This is a genomic window from Parapedobacter sp. 2B3, from assembly GCF_041925275.1.
GTDB classification, from domain to species: Bacteria; Bacteroidota; Bacteroidia; order Sphingobacteriales; family Sphingobacteriaceae; genus Parapedobacter; species Parapedobacter pyrenivorans_A.
In genome coordinates this window covers 49,430-72,043 of the sequence record NZ_JBHEUZ010000018.1, presented here as the reverse complement: position 1 = coordinate 72,043, position 22,614 = coordinate 49,430, and the positions used below count along the sequence as shown (strand labels likewise).

Below are 22,614 nucleotides of genomic sequence, written 5' to 3'. Positions count from 1 at the left end.
TAAATTCGTGTTGAGATGACACCTTCTGCTAAGATTGAAGCGTTTGTAATAGACGATGAACCGCCCGTGCTGGCCGATGTGGTGGAGGAGCTCACATCATCCGGCCTTTTTGAGGTAGTGGGCATGTTTGGCGGTTTGCCCGCAGCGCTGCAGGCGGCCGGCGAGCTGGGGCCGCCGGATTTCGTGCTCTGCGATATCCACCTGAATGGGCTGAGTGGACTCCACGTAACCTCCCTCTTTGCTGACAGCTTTGTGGTGTTCATGACTGGGCACCCCGAGTATTCGGAAGATGCCTTTCGTGCTTATCCCGAAGGTTGCGTTTACAAACCGGTCCTTATAGACGACCTGATGCCCCTGGTGGCGAAATTCCATAAGCGGCATCCCGGCCGGCCGATGGAGATTATAGGCGGCAATCTGATGATTTATAGCACCCCGCACAATGATATACGCCCGATACCGGTTGATGCGATCTTGTATGCGGAAGCAAGCCAAGGCTACGTCTCTATCTTTACGGCCGAAACGGAATGGATAACCGATATATCGCTAACCAGCCTGGCGGCGAAGCTGGTACGGACGAAGAGGTTTATGCGCTTGAGCGCAAAGCACTTGGTTGCCTACAGCGCGATAACCCATATCAACAAGCCTGTGGTATATGTGGGTGAAAAGGCATTGAAGGTGACGCAGCTTGGTAAAGAAGCGTTTGAGCACTACATGCGTGCGGTTTGGGGAGGGCGCGATAAGAAAGACTGGCTGGGAAAGGATACTACCATAGATAGGGAAAGTGAATGACCCCAGCAACAAACGGCAGCCGTGGGCAGGCTATGGGTGGCTGGTACTCCTATCCGCTGGCCTATCTTGGAGGTATGTAACCGTAACGGCGGCACCCGTGTTTAGCGGATGGGGCGATTGGCTTATCCTGTTTGTACTGATGGCGCTGGCTTTTTGTTATATCTTCTTTAAGCTGGGACCTAAACTGGTGAACAAGCAGGTGCTGCTGAATGCGGCAATGTTCCGGTGGGCAGTCGGTTTGCTGGTCTCGTTGCTGGTGTTGCTCGTAGGGATAAGTTGGTGGCTGGGCTCGCTGTCTTTCGGTTTCAATGATGAAGTGCGGCAGCAGCCAGGCATCGAAAACTTCATGGAGGTAACTTCCTTGCTGGTGGCGGGCATTGCGGCCGGCTTTGCCACGTTTGCAAAAAAGTGGGGAACGGGCCAGTACGTTGCCCGGCGCACCACCGAGGTGAAACTTCGCCGCTTAGAGAAGAAATGGAATACCCTACAGCAGAGCTGGGTGCAGCAGGACCTGCCACCGCACCTGCTCTTCAACTCGCTGAGCGTGGCCCGTGGGTTGATAAAAAAGGAACCCGAGAAGGCCAGGCGGGCAATGACGTTGATTGGCAAGCTCGCCAACTACTATGTGAGGAAATGCAAGTGGCCCGAGATACCCCTGGTAGACGAACTCGAACAGCTAGCCTTGTCGAAGGAGCTGTATGAGCTGCGGTTTGATGCCGAGCTGGCATTGGAAATACAGGTGCCGGAAGCGGCGGACCAGCTGACCATCATCCCGATGTTGTTGATCTTGCTGCTGGAAAACATGGCCAAGCACGGTGTTTTGACCGATCCGGACCGGCCGGCGCAGCTAACGATACGAAGTGTAGGGAAGCGAACGGAAATAACGGCGTGCAATTACGTGAAGGCCCCATTGGGCGGGGTACCCGAAGGGCTGGGTATCGCCATCGCCAACATCCGCAAACAATTGAACCTTCGCTATCCTGGTAAAAGCGAGGTGCAAACCGCACAGGCCGACGGGCGCTTTACCATCCACATATGTTTTGAGCAATAGTTTGTACTTTCGCCTGCATTAATCATTATTCACCTCCCATCCCATCGATGGGTAAGGATGCCACAAACCAATTGCAACGGGCTGTACGTTTGCATCGGATGGATAGGCATGCCGTTTATTCCTTGCCGTGCTTTCCTCATGGCGATGGCTAATCTATTGAGCCATGGAAAACATGAACATACCGATCATCGTATCCGAACTTCAGAAAATAAGCGGGCTACTCACCCAACTGGGCGTTAACCTGCAGGTACTCGTTGAAGGGTGCCAGCGGAAAGACAACCTGTTGCCCCTGCTACTGGACCGGGTGGCGGAAGTGGTTGCCAATACGGAGCCGCTGGCTACGCACCCCGTAATGACCGCCCGGAAAATATACAAGCAGGAAGTGATAGCGCTACTCAACATCAGTGTGCGTACCTACGATCGCCACAAGGCGAGCGGCTTGCTCAAACCCCGTGGCCTGGGCCACGACTTCTACTATGCGGAAGACCTGGAAGAGGCCATTGCCGAAGGGAAGCGCCGCGGTAGGCTGTGAACCTCCGGTTTGGGGGGCTTGCCGGTGTTGTCGTTCCCGTAGCGGAAACGCACGCTGAGCAACCGGAAATGCTCAGTGAGAGGCGGGTGCGCCATGCCGGGGTACCTCGCTACGGTGCGCCCGTGGCGCGGCGTGCTGCACGGGTGGCTGTATGGGGCATACCGGTGCGGGTCCGTCGCAAACGGGTTCCGGTTTGATATGCCGAGCTGCGGGGAGAGGGTATGCCCGCCCGGGGGCGTACGGTACCGCTGTGGGTGTGCGGTGCCACGGCAGGGGTGCACGATGGACCGGTGCCGGTACGTGGTGCCGAGGTACGGGTGCGTGATGGACCCGGGGCCCGCCGTGTGGTGCCGCTATGGGAAGAGGGCGCACTCGGGGTGGTGGGCCACCGCCCGTTACCTTGCCCCCCGGCTGTCCGGCGGGAGCGTGCTACCCCCGTGCTGGGCCGTGCGCTTCCGCTACCGGTGTGTGTGTTTCCGCTACGGGTACGTGTATTTCTGATGCGGTATTTCTCTGGTGCGCAGCACGGTGTGGCGCAGCGCTGGCGCATTATTGCGCCAATTTGCGCCACTTTGCGCCAAAATTTGCCTTCGCCTACCCCGCCATGGTAATTTGTTTGTATAGCCCCGGGAGGGTCCCGGTAGGCTTTTCACATTTTATCATTCAAAAACATGAACATTAAACACCAAGCTCGGGGGGGCTTCAGACAGGTGGCCGACGATGAATTGCTGGTTCAGGCGGAAACCGTGATCGCGGCGATGGACAGCAACGCGAATTTTGCTACGCCCACGCCTGACCTGACCGCCGTGGGAGCGGCAAAGGATGACTTTTCGGCCAAATTGGCTGTCGCGCGCAAGCGCAGTGGCCCGGAGGAGACGGAATTGAAAAACCAGTCGCGCGAGGCCCTGGCAGAACTGCTTAAGCAGCTGGCCTTTTACGTGAGCACCACGGCCAATGGTAACCTGGCCGTCATCCTGAGCTCGGGTTTCCAGGCCACGGCCTACCCGCGCCGTGGGCGGGTGCCCGAGCAGCCTTATGCCGTACGCCTAAATGACGGGCGCCTGTCGGGCCAGCTGACGTTCACGTTGCCCAAGGTGCCGGGCGCGCTCTTCTACGAATACCGGTACGGTACACTGGATGAGGCGACGAACGAACCGCTGTGGGGTGAGCCCATCCTAACCACGTCCTCGCGCGATAACCTCATTGCCGGGCTGGAGGAGGGGGTTCGCTACCACGTGCAGGTACGTGCGGTGAATGGCTATGGTCGTACGGAATGGAGCGATCCTGTATCCATGCGGGTACGCTAGGTCTGCGGCTATGGAAAACAGGAATCAGCAAAAGGGGTGCCTCACGCTCGTATTGGAGCGTGGGTACCTACCCCAGGGAACCAACGGTACGCTTTTTCTCTACGGCAAGCCGATATGCCATACCATTGAGCTGCCATGGCGCAACAACCGCCGCAACGTGAGCTGCATACCCGAAGGGCGCTACCGGCTGGCACGGTACCGGTCGCGGCGGTTTGGCAACTGCCTGGTGGTGGAAGGTGTGCGGGGCCGCAGGGGAATCCTTATGCACCCGGCAAACGATGCGTCAACGGAGCTGCAGGGGTGCATTGCTCCGGTAACGAAACTTACGGGTGAGGGCAAGGGGATCTATAGCCGCGTGGCGTTGGAAAGGCTGGAGCGGGAGGTGATGGGTGTATTGGAAGAAGGTGAAGAAGTTTGGTTGGAGGTTTCCGGTTGCCGCACGGCGTCTGCATACTGCGTACGCTAGGCCGTCTTTGCGGCAACACGCAAACGTGGGGGGTGTATGGATTGGGAGGGTTGGAGGTTTCCGGTTGCCGCACGGCGTCTGCATACTGCGTACGCTAGGCCGTCTTTGCGGCAGCACGCAAACGTGAGGGGTATATGGGGTGGGAGGCAGGGATAATGGTTGAGGGCGGATAGTGTTGTGATGGGGCATAGAAGGATGGCCACAGCGCGAAAGCATTCAAATAGCAAACAGTAACAAAAATGAGAAATAAGAAAGAAACAATAGAAGCTGTAGGCCGCTCCGAAGGGGGAAAGGCAACGTTTTACGATCGGGTAAAGGAAACGCTGGCGGTGGCCAGCCAATTGGTGATCGCCTCACCGGTGAAGCTGCCACCCAAGGTGGTGGCCGTGGCCAAGTACGTAGCACTGGCGCTCGGTGTGCTTGAAACGTTAGAACGTGTGGCCAAGCAGGGAGGAGAGGACCATGAAGACGAATAATGTACAGCTTAGCATAGGTACCGGTAGCGGTACCTTGCTGAGCATGCTGGGCTTTATCGGCATGCAGGATGTGGTGAAAACGATGGTGTTGGCCGCCATCGGCGCGCTGGTGAGCTTTGTCGTGAGCTGGCTGCTGCAACGGTGGCAGCGCCGCCGGTAACTGAACGCTAGTTATGTGCTGACCTGAAGCCCTCTATAGATAAACTGCTCCTTATGGTATTGCAACGGGGTTTTGTGGGTACTCTTGCGAAAGAACTTGATGAAATTGGTCATGCTGTTGAATCCACACTCGTAGCAAACTTGGGCCACCGTGAGTTCGATGGGCTGGAGAAGTTTGCAGGCGTGCCCGATCCGTACCTCATTGACGAAATTGGAGAAGGTTTTCTGCGTTTGGCTTTTGAAATAGCGCGAAAAAGCGTTGGGCGACATATGCGCAACCATTTGAGCTTGTGTCAGCCAAATAGTATCATCTTCAAACTTAACTTCTACCAGCGTTTTTCCGTCACTGCCTTGATAAATTTCGATTTGGTTTTCGGTCATGAGGTTCATATTTGTTAAGTATTAAATTGTGATATGTCGCGGTTCTATGATGAACAAATATACATGAAGTTTTAATTTGATAACATTTTTAGTGTTTTATATTTAATGTTTCGAATGTTGTACTCTTCGATTCGAACAGGTAGCTAAGAGGTTCGTAGACATTAGCCAACTTTTATATATTTGTCGTTTGTACGTTAACTCCAGATACCCATTATTCAATGAACAAAGCGATTTATCTACTATTAGTTTGCTTGCTGGCGAATGGCCCGATCCTAGCCCAACAAAAGACGTTCTCCAATCCGCTGCGCAAAGGTGCCGATCCGTTTGTGATGAAGCACGAAGGGCGCTACTATACTGTTTTCAATGGTGGAGGAGGGATAACGGTTACCGAGTCTCGTTTCTTGACCAAATTTGAAAAAACAGCGGTGGTATGGACCCCACCCGAAAAAGCGTGGAACAGCCATAACATCTGGGCACCCGAAATCCACTTCCTCGATGGCAAATGGTATATCTATTATGCCGCTTCGGTACACAAGGGAGCGCCCTATTACGCACAGCGGGCTGGTGTGCTGGAAGCCGATAACCCGTTTGGCCCATACGTAGACAAGGGAATGTTTTACACAGGCGATGATCCCGAAACGAAGAAGGATAACTGCTGGGCCATAGACATGACCTTGCTGCAGCATGGGGGGAAGAACTACGCGGTGTGGTCCGGCTGGACGGCATTGCACGACCACCACGACGTGGATCAGTATCTATACATAGCGGAACTGTTGGACCCGTATACGCTCGGCAAGCGGGTGTTGCTCTCCAAGCCCGAGCTGCCGTGGGAAAAAGGTGACCATATTGCACTGCAGGAAGGGCCGCAGATATTGACGCATGGGGATGACGTGTTTATCATGTACTCTACGCGGGGTTCCTGGACCGAACATTATAAAATGGGGCAGCTCCGATTGAAATCGCCGGACAGCGACCCGCTGGACCCCAACGCGTGGATCAAAGCTGAGCACCCGGTGTTCCAAGGTACGGATACGGTGTATGGTGTGGGCCATGCCAGCATGACGACGTCGCCCGACGATACGGAATATTGGATATATTACCATTCGAAACTGCAATTGGATGGCGGGTGGGACAACCGCCATGTGTTTCTCCAGAAATTTACATTCGATGAAGATGGAAACCCCAATTTCGGTACACCCAGGGGTTCATCGACATTGGATCGCCCTTCGGGCGAAATTGAAAGGGATAAATGATTTGATCGCGATTGATTCATTGAACCGACCAGAGGGAGCTCATGAACACCGCTGAAACAGACTACAGTGAATAATGAAAGCAAATAGCTAAAGTTGGGATTGTGTTTTGTATTACTCAATATATTGAGTAATTTTACTCAGCGTATTGAGTAAAATAGATTTTATGTTTGAAAGGCCTTATTTACAAATTATTAAATCTCGAACTAACGAGCCAAGGAACTTTATTCAGGTGTTGATGGGCCCCCGACAAGTGGGCAAAACTACGCTGGTTACACAATTGACGACCGGATATCAATACCCATTCCATTTCGTTACGGCTGACGCCGTGCCAGCAGCAGGGGCGGTTTGGTTGGAGCAACAATGGGAAGTTTCGAGGCTCATGATGAAGCAACAACAAGCTTCCGAGTTTTTGCTCGTAATCGACGAAATACAGAAAATTTCGAATTGGAGCGAAACGGTTAAATTGTTATGGGATACCGATACACGTGAAGGACGCAATATGAAGGTAATCCTACTCGGTTCTTCTCGGCTTTTGTTGCAACAAGGGCTTACAGAGTCATTGGCTGGTAGGTTTGAGACGTCTTATTTGGGCCATTGGTCTCTTAGTGAGATGCGAGACGCATTTGGCTGGGACGTGGCGACCTATGTCTGGTTTGGCGGTTATCCGGGGGCTGCCGTGCTTATAGACGACGAAGACCGTTGGAAAAGGTATGTGTACGATTCACTGATTGAGACGAGTATTTCCCGCGACATCTTAATGTTGACGCGCGTAGACAAACCAGCATTGATGCGGCGGTTGTTTGAGCTGGGTTGCGTTTATTCGGGAAAAATAATGGCCTATTCCAAAATGCTGGGTCAACTCGTGGATGCCGGTAATACAACGACATTGGCGCATTACTTGGATTTGCTGAACACAGCAGGTTTACTCGGCGGTTTGGAAAAGTACGACGTAAAATTAATCCGTAAACGCTCATCCAGTCCGAAATTCCAAGTACATAACACAGCGTTGATCAGCGCGCAGCGGGAGGAGCGGTTTTCTGAAATCCGCCAAAAGCCAGATGAGTGGGGGCATATGGTGGAATCTGCCGTCGGTGCGCATTTGATCAATAGCGCCTACGCCGGGGGATATAACATCCACTATTGGCGGGAAGGGGGGCATGAAGTTGATTTTGTATTGGAGCGCCGGGGTAGGGTGGTGGGACTGGAAGTGAAGAGTGGAAAAACGCAGACCGGCGTTGGCATGCCGGCATTCCGCAAAGCAACGGAACCGGATAAGGTGCTGTTGATAGGTTCATCAGGCATTCCGTGGGAGACGTTTCTGGCGATGGATCCGGTTGAGTTGTTTTAAGTACCCCGGCAATGTGACCCTCTACCGGTATCCGTAAAGACGGGCAAATCCTCGGGCTTGTAGTTGTCAAACGACGGGTTGCTTTCTTCGTCATTTTCGGGCAAAGCTACCCAGGTTTGTAACAATTCCAGTTCGCCCCCCGCCAGCATGGCCGGATCTTCGAAACGTTCGCTGTGCGTGATGCCCTTGCCGGCGGTCATCCAATTCACTTCGCCCGGCGTAATCACCTGCTCCACGCCAAGGCTGTCGCGGTGGGTAACCTTGCCGCTGATCAGGTAGCTCACGGTGGAGAGGCCGATATGGGGGTGTGGCAACACATCCAGACTGGTCGCGCTCGCTGCGGGGATATTCACGGGGCCGCCATGGTCCATGAAGATAAACGGCCCCACCATCCGGCGAAGCTGGTAGGGGAGGATGCGCTTTACCGCGAAACCTTCGGAGATTTCGGCCGTCCGGGCCGCTATAACGATATCAAGCATAACGAATGAATTAAACCTCTAAATTACGAATAATATTTGGCCCTGACCGTTGTGTAACTGATGTTACAAACCGCCCGGATTGCCCTGCTTACCTTTGCAGGGTTTGAGAACGTACTGGATGTTTCAACAGTTTACAACATATCGTCGGGTAGTCATCGTTTTGCTGGCGATGGCATTAGCGGTTCCCTGTTCGGTTAAAAAAGACTGGAAGCAGCAATACTACCCGGAGAGCGAACAAAACGCAGGCAGCCGTTCGGCTAAAATCAACTGTGCTTCGCTCTGTTCGGTAACCGTGGACGCCCGGAAGCATAATAACCTGCGTTTGTTGCCACAGATTTTGGCTGATTACCGTTATTCACCGACTACGTTGATTGCCTCCCGGCTCAGGCTGCCTATTCCGGACCATTACGTATTATTTAAGGAAAAAATCCCCTCCCATATCCGTTACCAGCAATTTTTGACTTGACGGCCCACCGCGTACAGCAATCCGAGGTCGGGTTCATTCATCAATTGTCAAAACCAATGTATATGGAAAAAGAAAATAACATCAACGGATTGTCCGTTTTCATACTGCGTATAGCAGTCAGTGCGATATTCATCACAGCGGGAGTTTCACATCTACTGAACGCTGGAGGGGTGGCGCAGCGCATACAGCAAGCAACGTTCGGCGGCTTTGCACAGGTATTCGGCGCACCTTACACACTGGGGATTATATCGGGCTATGTGTTGCTCATTTTCGGGGTGGCCTTTATGCTCGGCGTATTCACCCGCTGGTCGGCCGCGGTACTGTTCCTTACGTTAATCCCCATTACCATCACCATCCAGATGGGGAATGGCTGGCTCCACGGCCCGCTATCCCCGGCAATTGGGAGGTGATTTACGGCAAGCAGGCCATGCTGGAGGTGATGGAGGCGTACAACGCCAACGTCATTGTATCGAATATGTACCACGAAGCCGACGATTCGCCGATTTTTCCGCCGTATTGGGTGGTGGAGAAGAAAGGTGTGAAGCTGGGATTCATTGCGTACAACGACCCGGAGGTGCCCATTCGCCAGAACCCGGGTTTCAGCGAAGGCCTGAAATTCGAGGAGGTGGAACAGAACCTCCGTGCCTTGGTTAGGGAGTTGAAAGACCACCAGGGGGTTGATGTACTCCTTCTTGTTGCCCACATCGGCATTTCCAAACAGGTGCTGTTGGCCGATAACCCGGCCGTGGAGGGTGTCGATTTCATCTTAGGCAACGATACGCATGAGCGTATCCGCGAACCCATTGAGGGGAAATACAGCAAGGTGGTGGAGCCGGGTGCCTTTGGTTCTTTCGTGGGCAGGCTAGACCTGAAAATCAACAACGGCGAGGTGGTTGGCTACGACTATGAACTGCTGGAAGTGGATCCGGGAGCGTATCCGGCCGACCTGGAAATGCAAGCGCTGGTCGACCAGGCACTGTTGCCTCACAAAGAGGAAATGCAACGGATACTGGGCTACACGACAACGCCGATGTACCGCTACCTGGTGGTAGAAAACCCCATGGACAACCTGATTACCGATGCGCTGCTTTGGAAATCGGGCGCGGATTTCGCAACGTCAAACGGGTTTCGGTTCGGTGTGCCCATCCTGCCCGACGAAACCGGGCGTATGGCCATTACCAAAGAAGACCTGTGGCGCATGCTGCCCGTAGACGAGCACATGAAGGTAGGCGAGGTAACCGGGCAGCAAATAAAGGATTGGCTGGAAAAGGAAATCAACAATGTATTTGCCAAAAACCCGGCCAAGCGGTTCGGCGGCTGGCTGGTGCGCTTTTCGGGCATGACGTTGAGGTTCGATAGCTCGAAGGAAATGGGCGAACGGGTGGTGGAAGTGACCATACAGGGAAAACCGATGGAACTGGACAGCACTTACCGCATGGCTTCGTGCAACCGGACCCGTGAACCCATCCACGTGTTGTGCCGCATGCCGAACGCTGAAAATGTATCCATAAAAAGTTATACCTTGCACGACGCCGTGGAAGAATACCTAGCGGCGGAAGGCACGGTGAGCCCGGTGCTGGATGGACGGTCCATCGCGGTGGACCTGGGCCCCAACGCTTTTTCGCAAATGCTGGAAACGGGATATCGATTTAGGTAAAAGACGCCCGCTCGCGTTTCCGGGGCTTGTTTTTATGGCGGGCAGATTAAACGTTTTCGTTAATCAGGCGTTCCAGCTCGTTGGCCGAAAAAACACCGGATTGCCGCCAGCGTAACTCGCCGTTCTTGAAGATGGCGAGCGTAGGCACGCTGCGTACCTGGTATCTTGCGGCGACCTGCGGATTCTGGTCGACATCGATTTTGATGATATCGGCCGTATCGCCTACCCGCTTTTTCAAATCGTCCAATATGGGGGCCTGCATTTTGCATGGTCCGCACCACACGGCAAAGAAGTCTACCAGTACGGGTTTGTCTTTATTGATGATCTCGTTGAACGTCATTTTTTTCGCTTTTTTCCTTTTTCATTGTCGTGAACAATAGTCCGCCCAAAACCGATCCGTACAACGTGCTGTTTACCGGATTGGAAGTGATGGCGCAGGTACCTGTGTTGCAGCCAACGAATTTCCAGTATAGAAATCCGGCCAGCGCGCCAACGGCGATGCCGGCAATGGTCAACAGGTTTTTCTTGATAAACGTATTCATTTTACTTTGTTTTGACTTCTTCGTACGTAATGTCTTGCGTTTCCCTGCGGTTTTTCGGTGTGTACGTGTAGGTATTGCAACCCGATGCACCAAAGCAACCCACATTGAGCAACGACATCAACGCGAACGCGCCACCTAATGCCGCCAAGATCCATTCATTGGCTTGTATGCCCTGCGCGGCAATAATAATGCCCAACCCCAACCGTAGGGCGCGCATGAAATCCCAGTTTCTCCAATAATTCTTCATGGTCTTATCCGAATATTCATTTACCTATTTCACCATAACGTGGTCCAACGCGGCCTGTACCTGTTGCCAAGGCCCGCCGTTGACGACGTTCTGGATGCCTTCGTGCTCAAGCAGCATTTTCGCTTGGCCGCTCCGGGCGCCGCTTCGGCAAAATACAACAATGTTTTGTTTGTTTTCAAATGCTGAAATCTGTTGTGCCAATACACCCAACGGTATGTTTACCGCCCCATCGGCACTGCCGGAAGCGAATTCTTCCGGGCTGCGTACGTCTACTAAGTAAACATTTTCCTTGATCACTTCATCTATTGGCCGGTCACCTGCCGAACCAACGAGCTTGTCGAGTAATGCTTCCATGTCTTTTAATTTTTAATCCTAACGATCTACCGCCATCCATTCTTTCATGCCGGCCGAATAGTTTTTTACATCTTTAAAGCCATTCTTGGCGAGGATCGATTGGGCTATGGTGGCCCGATCGCCGCTTTGGCAGTGGATGACGATTTGCTTATCCTTATCGAACTTGTCCAGGTTTTCTGGCAAGGTGCCGACAAAAACGTGCTCCGCACCGTCCACGTGGTACGCTTGGTATTCCGACGCGCCTCTTACGTCCACGATTTGGGCATTGGGATTTCCGATATAGGTTTTGAACTCCTCAATATCAATGGTGTCTTCAGTTTCCAGTTCCAACCCCAATTCAGTAATGTCGGCAATATAGCCGTAGCTGTTGTCGAGGCCGATCCGCATGAGTTTACGGGTGAGGTCTTCGATTTGGCTATCGTTTGCAACCAGAACGAACTGTTCCTCGTAGTTGAGTAGCCAACCGCACCACGTGGCGAACGAATTGTTGCCCTGTATATTCAGGCTACCCGGCAGATGCCCCGCGGCAAAAGTTTCTTTTGTGCGTGTATCGATGACCTTCAACCCATTGTTGTAGGCGGTAATGAACTCCTCCTTCGATAGCTCCGGAAGTTTCGGAACTTCTACCAGCAACGGGCGGTTCACTTTATTGAGGTGCTTCATCATCGCAAAATACTTCGGTGGTTCGGGCTGCCCGTCCAACAGATAGTCGATGAATCCTACTTCGTCTTCGCCATATTGGAAAGCCCAATTGCGGATTTTCTCATACCCCACCGTTGAGCTGGGCACTGCCCCGAGCGCTTTGCCGCAGGCCGAACCGGCTCCATGTGCGGGCCATACCTGCACATATTCGGGCAGTTGGGCAAATTTTTGGATAGACGCGAACATTTGTTTGGCCCCTTTTTCCTGGGTGCCGATTATCCCGGCAGCCTTCTCTAGGAGGTCCGGACGGCCGATGTCGCCCACGAAAACGAAATCGCCGGTAAATACCATAACGGGTTTGTCTGTGGCGGGGTGGTCGGTCAGCAGGAAGCTGATGCTCTCGGGCGTATGCCCCGGGGTGTGCAGCACCTCCAGTGTTAGATTGCCCACGTTGATTTTGTCGCCGTGCTTCAGCCCGACGTGGGGGAACTGGTATTGCCAATCGTCGCCACCCTCGTCTGACAGGTACAGCTGGGCACCCGTGGCCGCAGCCAGCTCCCGCGACCCGCAGAGGTAGTCGGCATGGATGTGCGTTTCGGTCAGGTGCGTGATTTTCATGTTGTTTTGCCTAGCAATTTCCAGGTATACGTCGATATCCCGCTGGGCGTCGATCACGATGGCCTCGCCTTTTGCCTGGCAGCCGATGAAGTAGCTCGCTTGTGCTAAACTTTTGTCATATACGTGTTGGAAGAACATAGTTTTTATTTTTTAAAGGTGAAAGATTCTTAGTTAATTTTTATTCCTAATCTTATAGGTAGGGCAAAGATATAACGCCTTCATTTACTGAACGGTAACATAAGTTACAAGGTGGTTTTTTTTATATAAAAAGTTCGTGGACAAGGATATAGATACCCATAACCAACACAAACCAGCCAAACGCACTTTTCAGTTTACTGCCGGCAATTTTCTTGGATAGGTAGCTGCCGATAAAAATGCCGATGACCGATAGTCCGGTAAAGGTGGAGAGCAGGGTCCAGTCGATTGCCTCGCTACCTTGCAAGTCGCCGATGAATCCAAAAAGCGACTTGGCCGCAATGATGAAAAGCGATGTTCCCACGGCCAGTTTCATGGGCATCTTTGCCAGAAGTACCAGTGCCGGAATGATGAGGAAGCCGCCGCCGGCCCCTACCAATCCGGTGAGGGTGCCGACCAATACCCCTTCCAGCAGGATCATGGGGTAATTGTATTTGATTTCGTCAGCATCCGTATCTTTGCAATGCGGGCAGGGGCGGATCATCGAGATCGATGCAAATATCATTACGATAGCAAAGAGCACCATCAAGGCGATGGCTTTTGTGAATTGGAAGGTTCCTAGTTTGAAGATGACGTCGGGGATTACGGGGACGAGGTACGCCCGTGTCAAGTAAACGGTAATGATGGACGGAATGCCGAAAATAAGGATGGTTTTGAAGTCCACTTTCTTCTGTAGGGCACCCTGTATACCGCCAACCAATGAGGTGGTGCCGACTACAAATAGGGAGTAAGCCGTAGCTAGCACAGGTTCTACGGACATGACGTACACCAGAATCGGCACCGTGAGGATGGAACCCCCGCTACCGATAAGACCCAACGATATGCCGACCACCATGGCCAGGATATATCCGGTAATTTCCGCTACCATAATCAAAACAAGCTGTGAGTTATAGAAATATTATGGCACGAAAGTACCGGGTTGGTAGGTTGTAAACGGTAACAATTGTTACCGATGGCCATACTAATCCAACAATTCGATGTTGTTTCTGTTTAGTTTGATTTTCCCCTCGTTTTCAAGGGCTTTAAGTAACCTGGAAACCACTACGCGGGAGCTGTTGAGGGCATAGGCAATCTCCTGATGGGTTTTATTGATGGTTCTGGAATCATTCACCTTGCTCGTCTCCTGCAGGTAATTATAGAGCCTTTCGTCCATGTGCATGAACGCGATATTGTCTATGGCCGATAGGAGCTCATTGAAGCGGTTGTTGTAGCTGGCAAATACAAAAGCCTGCCAGCTCTTGTATTTGCCCATCCACTCTTCCATTTTGCCGACGGGTATCATGGCAACGGTGCCGTTGTTTTCGGCAATGGCCTTGATTTCACTTTTCTTGTCGCCCATGCAGCACGCCAGGGTCATGGCACAGGTATCTCCCTTTTCGATGAAGTACAAGAGCAACTCGCCGGCATCGAAATCCTCACGCATGATTCGAATGGCGCCTTGGATAAGCAGGGGCATGGTTTTGATGTACTGCCCGATGTCAATCAGCACATCGCCCTCTTTGAAATCCACGAGCTTGGCCACCGATGCGATTTCTTCGATCAGTGCCCCCTCGAATACTGTTCCGTACGCTTCGTATAATGATGCTTTCATCTGTTTGTCTTTATGCCGATGTTTCTAGTGGGGCAACTTGTTTTTGACCAAACCGTAAAGCCAGGTTCCCAGAACCGCACCCAAAATTACCACTAATATCGGGAAATATCCAGCACCGGTCAGAACAAACATCGGACCCGGGCACGCTCCGGCAAGCGCCCACCCCAGACCAAACAGCACACCGCCGATTAAATACCTCGCAATGCTTTTGTCTTTATCTGCAATGACGATGGGGTCCCCATGGATGTCTTTTACTTTTTTCCTTTTGATATACTGCACGATGACGATGCCTACGGCCAGGGCCGACCCCATCAACCCATACATGTGGATGGATTGGAAGTTGAACATTTCGTAAATCCTGAACCAGGATGCGGCCTCGGATTTGTACATGACGATACCGAAAAAGGTGCCTATAATGAGATAAATGATACTTTTTATCATGATCTTACCTAAAAGATGAGCGGAAAAATGAGATGGACCATAATTAACCCACCGATGAAAAAACCGATGGTGGCTATCAATGATGGTAGCTGTAGGTTACTGATGCCTGAAATGGAATGACCTGACGTGCAACCGCCGGCATAACGGGCGCCAAAGCCGACCAGCAGGCCGCCTATCAACAAAATGGCCAGCGTCTTGATGTCTGAAAATGATTCGTTGCCAAACAGTTCGGTGGGCACATACGCGTTGCCTGCGCTTTCGAACCCTGCGGCATGTAGTTGCTCGATCGTTGCGGGGTTGAGATCAGGCACCTGGTTTTCCGACAGGTAGTTAGAAGCGACGAATCCGCCGATAATGGCTCCGGTCATGACCAACAAATTCCAGCGTTGTCCTTTCCAGTCGAAGCAAAAGAAGTTGCACGTTTTGCCTGCGCCGCACAGGGTGCATAAGGTGCGCAGGTTGGAAGACATGCCGAAGTTCTTACCTACATAAAGTAAGATAAACATGGTCAGCGCAATCAGCGGCCCGGTTACATACCACGGCCAGGGTTCTAAAATCCATTCCATAAATCAATTACTTTTTAACGCGGCAAAGCTCGGTTTTCCGCGCGAGGCAATCTGTTACATAGGTTACACAACATCATACATCTTTGCCTTTCATCATTTTATGCCAATAGAGGTAAGGGAGCATATACTTTTTCAGTAACCACAGGCGCCAGTGTTCTTTGGAACTGTCGCCGATGAGCATCAGCCTTAGCTTCGGGTCGGGCGTAAACTCGTTCTTGTAGTTAAATTCCGCAAGGACCATCTTTCCGTATCCTGTTACGAGTGGGCACGACGAATAGCCTTGGTAAGAGGTATTATCGGCAGTTTTTCCGTTGATTAATTTAAGGATATTGTCGACTACCACCGGTACTTGTTTGCGTACGGCAGCACCGGTTTTGGCGGTCGGTAAGCCGGCCACATCACCCAGCCCGAAAATATTCGGATATTTTGGGTGCTGTAGGCTGTGCTTGTCTACCGCTAGCCAACCGGCATCGTTGACCAATACCGATTCTTGGATGAATTTCGGAGCTGTTTGGGGTGGTGCCAAATGTAGGAAATCGAAAGCTACGGCTACGGTTTTGGATGCCGTGTCCGTACCATCTGTATTGCCGGATTGCGGTGTTTTGTCCAGAAAGTAGGCGATTTTTTTATCGGCGTCGATTTTCACCGGTGTGTGGTACGGCCTGAAATCCACATGGTAGCGGTGAAGCACTTCCATAAGTGTCTGCGCAATCTGGGGTACGCCGAATATAACCGTGCCCGGGGTAGCAAAAATCACCTTACTTTTGTTCGATAGCCCCTTCTTCCGGATGTAATCCGCCGCCAGGTACATGATTTTCTGGGGTGCGCCACCACATTTGATGGGCGTGGCCGGCTGCGTGAAGAGTGCTGTGCCCCCCTTGAAATTCTTCAGGCTTTCCCACGTGTGCTTGGCGTCGATATAGTTGCTGCAGACCACGCCCTTCTCTACGGCGTCTTGCAGCCCTGCGATCAAAGTGAGGTCGTTGACCAGTCCCGGTGCGACAATGAGGTATTCGTAAGCGATTTCCAGACCGGATTTTGTCTTTACCCCGTTTTGGTCAGGCAGCATTTCCACCACCTCGTCCTGGATCCATTCCGCCCCATGGGGGATGAGGTCTTTCATGGGCTTGGCCGTTTTATCGAAATCATACGTGCCAGCCCCCACCAACGTCCATGCGGGTTGGTAGTAATGGGTGTCTGCCGGGTCGATAATGACAATGCTGAGCGACCGGTTTTTTTTTAACAGTTGGGCGGCGGTCATGATGCCTGCTGTACCCGCGCCAATAATCGCTACTTGATATTGTTGTTTCATTTCTATGTTATACTTGATGTATGGTAAAGGTATATATCAAATAAAGACTGGTCAGTAACAAATGTTACCAAGGCGGTCCGGTTGCTTTTCCGCAGGAGTTTATGGACTACTGCATTTGATTTTCCCTACTTTTGCACCAGCAAAGCAGACAACAACATGAAGGATTTCAAAGCCTATTTCATCATACCCGCCCAACCCGAAGAAGTGTACCTGGCGCTGACCACGGAAATAACCATCAACCTGTGGACCGGCGAGGAAGCTACCATGGTTGCCGAACCCGACACGGAATTTTCCCTATGGAGCGGCGCCATCGTGGGAAAGAACGTATCGTTCGTAAAAGACAAGGAAATCGTGCAGCAGTGGTATTTCGGTGAAGATACGGAGTCTATCGTCACCATCCGGCTGCACGACCACAAACGGGGTACGTCTATGGAAGTGCGGCAGTCGGGCATCCCCGATGAGGCCTATGAAGACATCGAAGACGGCTGGCACAACACCTACGCCGCCGCCCTGATCGATTTTTACCGGGAGTAGGCTGCTTGGCTCACCCACATACCCACCCAAACCAGCGCAATACCGAGCACCACACTCAGCAGCGTATAGCCGATAGCTGGCAGTATTTGTTGGTTTTCGATAAGCAGCAGGTTCTCATGAGCGAAGGTGGAAAAGGTGGTATAGCCGCCGCAAAAACCCGTGATGAGCAGAAACCGCAGGTTGTTGTCTGTATAGGGCGGTTGGGCAAATAGCCCTGCCAGGATGCCGATCAGGAAGCAGCCGGAAAGGTTGATTAACAGGGTAGGCAACGGGAACGTGCCTTGTACGAACTTACTGGTAAGCACCGACACAAGGAACCGGAGCATGCTGCCGATGCCTCCACCGATCCCTACCAACAGGAGTTGCTTGATCATATGGGCAAAGGTAGTTAAAATAGCACCACTCAAAACAACTCCCTGCTCAAAATATAGATGCCCATGGTGAGCACGAACCAGCCGAAGCCCACCCGCAGCCGCTCGCCCGGTATCCGGCGGCCTACAACACTGCCGATGAGCACACCGCATACGGTGATGCCCAGGATGGTGAATAGGAACGGCCAGTCGATGTACACGTGGCCTATATCGCCCACAAAGCCGACCAACGAGTTGATGGTAACGATAACCAACGAGGTGCCCACGGCCACCCGCATGGGAGCCTTTGCCAGCAGCACGAGCGCGGGGATGATGAGGAAGCCACCCCCTGCCCCCAGCAGCCCCGTTACCAGGCCCACACCCATGCCGAAGGCCAGGAGCACCGGTAGGCTGGTACGCACACCGCTAGGTTGCTCGCGGTGGCCCAGCACCATGGATACCGATGCCGCCAGCATCAACGCAGCGAAGAGGACCATGATGGCCGTGGATTTGGTGAGGACGAGGCCACCGGCCTGCCACAGCACATCGGGAATGAGGGGCAGCAGGTACTTCCGCACCACAAAAACGGTGACCACAGACATCACGCCGAACGAAAGGGCGGCTTTCATATCTACATAGCCCTTGCTGTATTGGTAGGCCGCCCCGGTGAAGCTGGTCATCCCCACGATAAACAGCGAATAGGAGGTGGCCAAGGCGGGCTCGATATGGAAGAGATACACAAAAACGGGCACCGTAAGGATGGACCCCCCGCCACCGATGAGGCCCAGTGAAACGCCGATAAAGACGGCCAAGATATAACCAATAATTTCCATCAGTGTGCAGCTGGGAATCGGTACCGTCGGCAAAGTACGGTTAATTTAGCGAATTATGCGTAGCCGAAAACCAAAAGGCGGCGGCGTTGTTTGTACTATGAGTGGATAATTAAGTAAATTTGTTCAAGAGACTGAATGATATGGATACCAAGACCAAAGAAATATTGGAAGATGTGAGAGATAGGCTCCGCGAAGCCAACGACAACCGCAATATTGCCAATTCGGAACGGCTGCTGTCTGTTGCAGCGGGGGCCTTTGTGTTATACACAGGCATTACGCGCATGTTCAAGACCCCGCTTTCGTCCCTGGCCGAAGTAGCTGTGGGCGGGGCGTTGATTCTCCGTGGCGCTACGGGCTACTGCCCGGTGAAAGACTCCATGTGCTGCACGAGGGGAACAACCGGCGTGGGGCACATCGTGGCGGAGTGACCGCCCATTTTGGCCAATCGGCATTTTTTTTGATATTGGTTGGCTGAATATGGATTCCAAGCGGGTTTTTTCCGGTTCCCTGTGGGGTGTTTTGGCCAAGACACTGGATGCGCTCGCCAAATTCGTTACCATCCCGTTGCTGGTCGGCTTTTATGGGAAGGCCGATTACGGGTTGATTGCCCTCGCTTTTTCGCTCAATGCTTACCTCCGGCTCATGGACCTCGGGTTCAACGTGGGGGCCGTACGGTTTTTCTCGATGTGGACGGCAGACCACAAGTGGGGGAAAGTTGCCGACGTATCCCGCTCAAGCATCGTATTCTACGGCGTAATCGGATTGGTCAATGCGGTTATATTCCTCGTGATGGCTGCCTACGGGCAGCAACTGTTTAACCTCACCGAAGACCAGCTGCCAATCTACCGGCAGATGATGACCGTGCTGGCCTTCTCGACGGTGCTGAACTGGCTTTCGGGCGTGGCCATCCAACTGTTGAGCGCCATGGGTGAACTGGGTTTCATCAACCGCATCACCGCATTAACCAGCATCCTCAATTTTGCCGTGGCGCTGGTGGCCATCCAGTTGCAATGGCCGCTCATCACTTACTTCATTGCCTATACGCTGGTTACGTTGATGCCGATCCCTTGCTATGTGTGGCGGCTGAAGGTATTCCCTGTTCCGCGGCGCACGTTGCTGGCACCCCGATGGGATGGGGCCGCTTTCCGCGAGATACTGGTGTATAGCCTAGCGATTTTTACGATGGGGCTCTTCCAACTTACGGCCAATAACCTGCGGCCGCTCCTGCTGGGTAAGTTTGCCGGCGGGGTGGAAGTGCTGACCGATTACCGCGTTATCCAAACCATTGCCATGCTGATCGTGGCATTCGGCGGTGTGTTCATGCAGGTGCTGCTTCCGGCTACTTCCAAAGCCTACGCCGCCGGCGATCCACAGCGGATTGGGCGCATGGTGTTTAACGCCACTAAGTACATCTCCATTTTTTTGAGTTTCGTGGTGTTCGTGTTGATATTGAATGCTGACGACATCCTGTTGTTGTATATGGGCAGCGGCTACCGCGGCTTGTCGCTGTGGCTGTCCCTCTGGTTACTCACCGTGTTGCTTTCCATGCACAATACGCCCGTGGCCAGCCTTGTGCTTTCCACCGGTAAAACACGGGCGCTGGTTTATTCTTCGGCCGTGGCCTGCCTCGTTTCGCTGCCCGTTACTGTCATCTTCGCGCCTACCCTGCAGGTAGGTGCGGCCGTGGTGGGCTACCTGGTGTATATGGTGCTCCAAATCGGTTTTTTCTATATTTACTACATCCCGAAGGTACTCCGGCTCGATGCATGGCGCTTGTTTGGCCGTGCCTTCCTGCCCGCGGCCATTGGGGGTGTGGTGGCCTGGGCAGGTAGCCGTTATGCAGTCGGATGGCTGCCCCCCACCAGCGGATATGGCACGGTTATCGTCCATACGGCTATCTTTGGGGTGATTTATCTGGGATATCTCCTGCTATTTGTGCTCAAACCGGCAGCGATCCGCGAACTGAAGGAAACATTCATTGGAAAAAGGAAAAAGGATGCCTAAATTTTCTATTTGCATACCGGCATACAAAAGCCGCTTTTTATCGGAATGCCTCCAAAGTGTGCTGGGGCAGTCGTACACCGATTTTGAAGTGGTGGTACTCAACGATTGCTCGCCCGAGCCCGTGGAAGCGACGGTGCGGTCTTTTGCAGACGCCCGCATACGCTACTACGAGAACGAACGCAACGTGGGGGCGGTACGGCTTACCGACAACTGGAACCGGTGCGTGGCACTGGCAGATGGAGAATATGTAATGATCATGGGCGATGACGACCGGCTGGAGCCCGATTACCTCGAAGCCTTTACGGTGCTGATGGCCCGCTACCCGGGGTTGGACGTGTACCACTGCCGCAGCCTCGTTATCGATGACCAAGGCAACGCCCTGCGGCTAACGCCTGCCGCGCCATCGTTCGAACGGGTGTGCGACCATATTTGGCACCGGCTGAACCAATGGCGATCGCAGTACATCTCCGATTTCGTGTACCGCGCGGACGCCCTACGCAGCGCGGGCGGATGCTATGCGCTGCCGCTGGCATGGGGATCTGACGACATCACCGCCTACAGGGCCTGTGCCGGTAAGGGGATGGCCCATACCAACAGGCCGGTGTTCAATTACCGCAGCAATGGTCTTTCCATTACCGCTACCGGCAACGACCTGGAAAAGATGCGCGCGAACCTGCGCTATGCGGTGTGGCTGCGCGACTTTTTGGCGAACCACACCCCCCATGAGACGGAAAGGGTGGTGTACCATACCCTGCTCGAACAGCAAGACAGGCTTATGCTGCGGCGCAAGCAATACACCATGGCGCTTTCCATGCGGAGCCACCGGGTGCGCCGGTTTTGGATGTGGTACAGGCACCGCAAGCAGTTCGGCCTCCGGCTACGGGATATCGTGGTGGCAGCGGCAAAGGCGCGGGGGCTTGCAAAACGATTGTCGAACTGACGGCCATGGATATCATTTTCAACCCACCGGCGAATGAGGAGAACCGATACATCCGGCTATTGGTGAGGGAACTGCGTGCCAACGGGTACCGCATCCATCCGCTTGACACCATTTTTTCGAGCTACCGGCATTTCCGGTCCATCAAGCTGGTACACCTCAACTGGTTCGAAAACATTGATACCAGCCATTTTTTCAAGTCATTACGGAGCTTCTTGCGTAAGGTGGCCGTGCTCACCATCATCCGCCTGAGCGGCAAGCCGTTGGTCTGGACGCTCCACAACCGGACATCGCACGAAAAGGGGGCGGCTTTCTTCAGCCGTATCCTTACCCGCCTGCTGGTGCGGTGGTCCAGCCACATCATCATCCATTCCGCGCAGTCGGAAACGGTGCTTGCGGCGTATGGGGCAAAGGTATTGGAGCGGGCTACCTATGTGCCGCATCCGCATTTCATCGGCGTGTATGGGGATCCCGTGGCGGCGGCCCCACCGGAGGGCACTGCGCTGCAGCTGCTTTTCATCGGGATGGTAAAGCCCTACAAAAACCTCGAGCTGCTGATGGATGTGGTGGGTGCCTTGGGCCGTCGTGTACAGCTTACCATTGCCGGCAGGGCAACAGACAGCCGCTACCAGCAGCAATTGGCTGGCCGGGCGCAGGCCGTGGGCAATGTGACGCTGCTGCCGTATTTCGTGCCCGATGGCGAACTGCCCACCTTGCTTGGCCGCGCGGATGCGGTGGTATTGCCCTACGACCTGGCAAGCAGCCTGAACTCGGGCACGGCGATCCTGGCATTTTCTTATAAGAAGACGGTGATATGCCCCGAAATCGGTACGGTTTCGGATTTGGACGGCCGCATGGCTGATACGTTTTATTACCGGTACCGCACCGCCGAACAGCACCGGGTGGCATTGACCCAACAGATCGAACGGGCGTTGGTGCTGAAACAGGATGATCCGGAAGCACTGGCCAGCCGGGGGAGGCGCCTGTACCAGCATGTGGCGGCGGCACATGACCCGCGCCGCATAGGGGACGAACTGGATCGGCTGTACCGCCGGATAACCGATAAACAGCACCGTTGAAAATG

The 22,614-nt window shown here is 53.3% G+C and carries 33 protein-coding genes; 19 read left to right on the top strand and 14 right to left on the bottom strand.

The window, feature by feature from the left end:
- Positions 1-15: 15 nt before the first annotated feature.
- The 9 genes from ACEVG1_RS17700 (at position 16) to ACEVG1_RS17660 (ending at position 4,781) form a co-directional block, all read left to right on the top strand.
- A complete protein-coding gene (locus ACEVG1_RS17700) occupies positions 16-789 on the top strand; it encodes a LytR/AlgR family response regulator transcription factor (RefSeq protein ID WP_374745056.1) in 774 nt (257 codons plus the stop codon).
- A complete protein-coding gene (locus tag ACEVG1_RS17695; protein WP_374745055.1) occupies positions 782-1,840 on the top strand; it encodes a histidine kinase in 1,059 nt (352 codons plus the stop codon). Before ACEVG1_RS17700 ends, ACEVG1_RS17695 begins: the two co-directional genes overlap by 8 nt.
- Positions 1,841-2,003: 163 nt before the next feature.
- A complete protein-coding gene (locus tag ACEVG1_RS17690) occupies positions 2,004-2,372 on the top strand; it encodes a hypothetical protein (protein ID WP_374745054.1) in 369 nt (122 codons plus the stop codon).
- Positions 2,369-2,569, top strand: coding sequence for a hypothetical protein (locus ACEVG1_RS17685; protein WP_374745053.1), 201 nt, complete (start codon positions 2,369-2,371; stop codon positions 2,567-2,569). Before ACEVG1_RS17690 ends, ACEVG1_RS17685 begins: the two co-directional genes overlap by 4 nt.
- 24 nt (positions 2,570-2,593) lie before the next feature.
- Positions 2,594-2,983 carry a hypothetical protein gene (locus tag ACEVG1_RS17680; RefSeq protein ID WP_374745052.1) on the top strand — a complete coding sequence of 130 codons (390 nt, stop codon included), beginning with the start codon at positions 2,594-2,596 and terminating at the stop codon, positions 2,981-2,983.
- A 60-nt stretch (positions 2,984-3,043) separates the two neighbouring features.
- Positions 3,044-3,679 (top strand): fibronectin type III domain-containing protein, encoded by a 636-nt coding sequence (locus ACEVG1_RS17675; RefSeq protein WP_374745051.1) that lies wholly within the window; start codon positions 3,044-3,046, stop codon positions 3,677-3,679.
- Between the two features lie 10 nt (positions 3,680-3,689).
- Complete coding sequence (locus tag ACEVG1_RS17670; RefSeq protein ID WP_374745050.1) at positions 3,690-4,145, top strand: DUF5675 family protein; 456 nt, start codon at positions 3,690-3,692, stop codon at positions 4,143-4,145.
- 239 nt (positions 4,146-4,384) lie between these two features.
- A complete protein-coding gene (locus ACEVG1_RS17665) occupies positions 4,385-4,621 on the top strand; it encodes a hypothetical protein (RefSeq protein ID WP_374745049.1) in 237 nt (78 codons plus the stop codon).
- Positions 4,608-4,781 carry a hypothetical protein gene (locus ACEVG1_RS17660; protein WP_374745048.1) on the top strand — a complete coding sequence of 58 codons (174 nt, stop codon included), beginning with the start codon at positions 4,608-4,610 and terminating at the stop codon, positions 4,779-4,781. Before ACEVG1_RS17665 ends, ACEVG1_RS17660 begins: the two co-directional genes overlap by 14 nt.
- Positions 4,782-4,792: 11 nt before the next feature.
- On the opposite strand, the gene ACEVG1_RS17655 is transcribed toward ACEVG1_RS17660, so the two are convergent.
- The gene (locus ACEVG1_RS17655; RefSeq protein ID WP_374745047.1) at positions 4,793-5,170 is read right to left on the bottom strand and encodes a helix-turn-helix domain-containing protein; all 378 of its coding nucleotides are present in this window, start codon (positions 5,168-5,170) and stop codon (positions 4,793-4,795) included.
- 209 nt (positions 5,171-5,379) lie between these two features.
- On the opposite strand from ACEVG1_RS17655, the gene ACEVG1_RS17650 reads away from it, so the two are divergent.
- Positions 5,380-6,414: a family 43 glycosylhydrolase gene (locus ACEVG1_RS17650; RefSeq protein WP_374745046.1), complete on the top strand. Its 1,035-nt coding sequence runs from the start codon at positions 5,380-5,382 to the stop codon at positions 6,412-6,414.
- A 163-nt stretch (positions 6,415-6,577) separates the two neighbouring features.
- Positions 6,578-7,762, top strand: a complete 1,185-nt coding sequence (locus tag ACEVG1_RS17645) for an ATP-binding protein (protein ID WP_374745045.1) — start codon at positions 6,578-6,580, stop codon at positions 7,760-7,762.
- Here the strand turns inward: ACEVG1_RS17645 and ACEVG1_RS17640 are convergent.
- Positions 7,759-8,241 (bottom strand): pirin family protein, encoded by a 483-nt coding sequence (locus ACEVG1_RS17640; RefSeq protein ID WP_374745044.1) that lies wholly within the window; start codon positions 8,239-8,241, stop codon positions 7,759-7,761. The genes ACEVG1_RS17645 and ACEVG1_RS17640 overlap by 4 nt on opposite strands.
- Positions 8,242-8,410: 169 nt before the next feature.
- Between ACEVG1_RS17640 and ACEVG1_RS17635 the strand changes: the two genes are divergently transcribed.
- The 3 genes from ACEVG1_RS17635 to ACEVG1_RS17625 all read left to right on the top strand — a co-directional run bounded on the left by ACEVG1_RS17635 (position 8,411) and on the right by ACEVG1_RS17625 (position 10,364).
- On the top strand, positions 8,411-8,707 hold the full coding sequence (locus tag ACEVG1_RS17635) for a hypothetical protein (RefSeq protein WP_374745043.1): 297 nt from the start codon (positions 8,411-8,413) through the stop codon (positions 8,705-8,707).
- A 62-nt stretch (positions 8,708-8,769) separates the two neighbouring features.
- The gene (locus tag ACEVG1_RS17630) at positions 8,770-9,117 is read left to right on the top strand and encodes a DoxX family protein (RefSeq protein ID WP_374745042.1); all 348 of its coding nucleotides are present in this window, start codon (positions 8,770-8,772) and stop codon (positions 9,115-9,117) included.
- The gene (locus tag ACEVG1_RS17625) at positions 9,114-10,364 is read left to right on the top strand and encodes a bifunctional UDP-sugar hydrolase/5'-nucleotidase (RefSeq protein ID WP_374745041.1); all 1,251 of its coding nucleotides are present in this window, start codon (positions 9,114-9,116) and stop codon (positions 10,362-10,364) included. The genes ACEVG1_RS17630 and ACEVG1_RS17625 overlap by 4 nt, the downstream gene beginning before the upstream one ends.
- Positions 10,365-10,410: 46 nt before the next feature.
- Here the strand turns inward: ACEVG1_RS17625 and trxA are convergent, their stop codons facing one another.
- The 10 genes from trxA to ACEVG1_RS17575 all read right to left on the bottom strand — a co-directional run bounded on the left by trxA (position 10,411) and on the right by ACEVG1_RS17575 (position 16,872).
- Positions 10,411-10,704, bottom strand: coding sequence for a thioredoxin (gene trxA / locus ACEVG1_RS17620; protein WP_374745040.1), 294 nt, complete (start codon positions 10,702-10,704; stop codon positions 10,411-10,413).
- Complete coding sequence (locus tag ACEVG1_RS17615) at positions 10,679-10,906, bottom strand: DUF6132 family protein (RefSeq protein ID WP_374745039.1); 228 nt, start codon at positions 10,904-10,906, stop codon at positions 10,679-10,681. Before ACEVG1_RS17615 ends, trxA begins: the two co-directional genes overlap by 26 nt.
- Before the next feature lies 1 nt (position 10,907).
- Positions 10,908-11,153: a hypothetical protein gene (locus tag ACEVG1_RS17610; RefSeq protein ID WP_374745038.1), complete on the bottom strand. Its 246-nt coding sequence runs from the start codon at positions 11,151-11,153 to the stop codon at positions 10,908-10,910.
- A gap of 24 nt (positions 11,154-11,177) precedes the next feature.
- The gene (locus tag ACEVG1_RS17605) at positions 11,178-11,507 is read right to left on the bottom strand and encodes a rhodanese-like domain-containing protein (RefSeq protein ID WP_374745037.1); all 330 of its coding nucleotides are present in this window, start codon (positions 11,505-11,507) and stop codon (positions 11,178-11,180) included.
- 18 nt (positions 11,508-11,525) lie between these two features.
- Positions 11,526-12,905, bottom strand: coding sequence for a rhodanese-like domain-containing protein (locus ACEVG1_RS17600; protein WP_374745036.1), 1,380 nt, complete (start codon positions 12,903-12,905; stop codon positions 11,526-11,528).
- Positions 12,906-13,026: 121 nt separating this feature from the next.
- Entirely contained in the window at positions 13,027-13,830 is an 804-nt protein-coding gene (locus tag ACEVG1_RS17595) for a sulfite exporter TauE/SafE family protein (RefSeq protein WP_374745035.1), read from the bottom strand.
- Positions 13,831-13,923: 93 nt separating this feature from the next.
- Positions 13,924-14,553: a Crp/Fnr family transcriptional regulator gene (locus tag ACEVG1_RS17590; RefSeq protein ID WP_374745034.1), complete on the bottom strand. Its 630-nt coding sequence runs from the start codon at positions 14,551-14,553 to the stop codon at positions 13,924-13,926.
- A 24-nt stretch (positions 14,554-14,577) separates the two neighbouring features.
- Positions 14,578-14,994: a YeeE/YedE family protein gene (locus tag ACEVG1_RS17585; RefSeq protein ID WP_374745033.1), complete on the bottom strand. Its 417-nt coding sequence runs from the start codon at positions 14,992-14,994 to the stop codon at positions 14,578-14,580.
- A gap of 8 nt (positions 14,995-15,002) precedes the next feature.
- Entirely contained in the window at positions 15,003-15,560 is a 558-nt protein-coding gene (locus tag ACEVG1_RS17580; RefSeq protein WP_374745032.1) for a YeeE/YedE family protein, read from the bottom strand.
- A gap of 73 nt (positions 15,561-15,633) precedes the next feature.
- Entirely contained in the window at positions 15,634-16,872 is a 1,239-nt protein-coding gene (locus tag ACEVG1_RS17575; protein ID WP_374745031.1) for an FAD-dependent oxidoreductase, read from the bottom strand.
- Between the two features lie 156 nt (positions 16,873-17,028).
- Here ACEVG1_RS17575 and ACEVG1_RS17570 point away from each other — a divergent pair, with 156 nt between their 5' ends.
- A complete protein-coding gene (locus ACEVG1_RS17570) occupies positions 17,029-17,406 on the top strand; it encodes an SRPBCC domain-containing protein (RefSeq protein WP_374745030.1) in 378 nt (125 codons plus the stop codon).
- Here ACEVG1_RS17570 and crcB read toward each other — a convergent pair.
- Positions 17,394-17,780 carry a fluoride efflux transporter CrcB gene (crcB, locus tag ACEVG1_RS17565; protein ID WP_374745029.1) on the bottom strand — a complete coding sequence of 129 codons (387 nt, stop codon included), beginning with the start codon at positions 17,778-17,780 and terminating at the stop codon, positions 17,394-17,396. The genes ACEVG1_RS17570 and crcB overlap by 13 nt on opposite strands.
- A gap of 29 nt (positions 17,781-17,809) precedes the next feature.
- A complete protein-coding gene (locus tag ACEVG1_RS17560) occupies positions 17,810-18,589 on the bottom strand; it encodes a sulfite exporter TauE/SafE family protein (RefSeq protein ID WP_374745028.1) in 780 nt (259 codons plus the stop codon).
- A 140-nt stretch (positions 18,590-18,729) separates the two neighbouring features.
- On the opposite strand from ACEVG1_RS17560, the gene ACEVG1_RS17555 reads away from it, so the two are divergent.
- From ACEVG1_RS17555 to ACEVG1_RS17540, 4 genes are read left to right on the top strand one after another with little or no spacing between them, the layout of a single operon-like run.
- Positions 18,730-19,017: a DUF2892 domain-containing protein gene (locus tag ACEVG1_RS17555; RefSeq protein ID WP_374745027.1), complete on the top strand. Its 288-nt coding sequence runs from the start codon at positions 18,730-18,732 to the stop codon at positions 19,015-19,017.
- A 49-nt stretch (positions 19,018-19,066) separates the two neighbouring features.
- Positions 19,067-20,593 carry a lipopolysaccharide biosynthesis protein gene (locus tag ACEVG1_RS17550; protein ID WP_374745026.1) on the top strand — a complete coding sequence of 509 codons (1,527 nt, stop codon included), beginning with the start codon at positions 19,067-19,069 and terminating at the stop codon, positions 20,591-20,593.
- On the top strand, positions 20,586-21,533 hold the full coding sequence (locus ACEVG1_RS17545) for a glycosyltransferase family 2 protein (protein WP_374745025.1): 948 nt from the start codon (positions 20,586-20,588) through the stop codon (positions 21,531-21,533). The genes ACEVG1_RS17550 and ACEVG1_RS17545 overlap by 8 nt, the downstream gene beginning before the upstream one ends.
- A gap of 5 nt (positions 21,534-21,538) precedes the next feature.
- Entirely contained in the window at positions 21,539-22,609 is a 1,071-nt protein-coding gene (locus ACEVG1_RS17540) for a glycosyltransferase family 4 protein (protein ID WP_374745024.1), read from the top strand.
- The last annotated feature ends 5 nt before the right edge of the window (positions 22,610-22,614 follow it).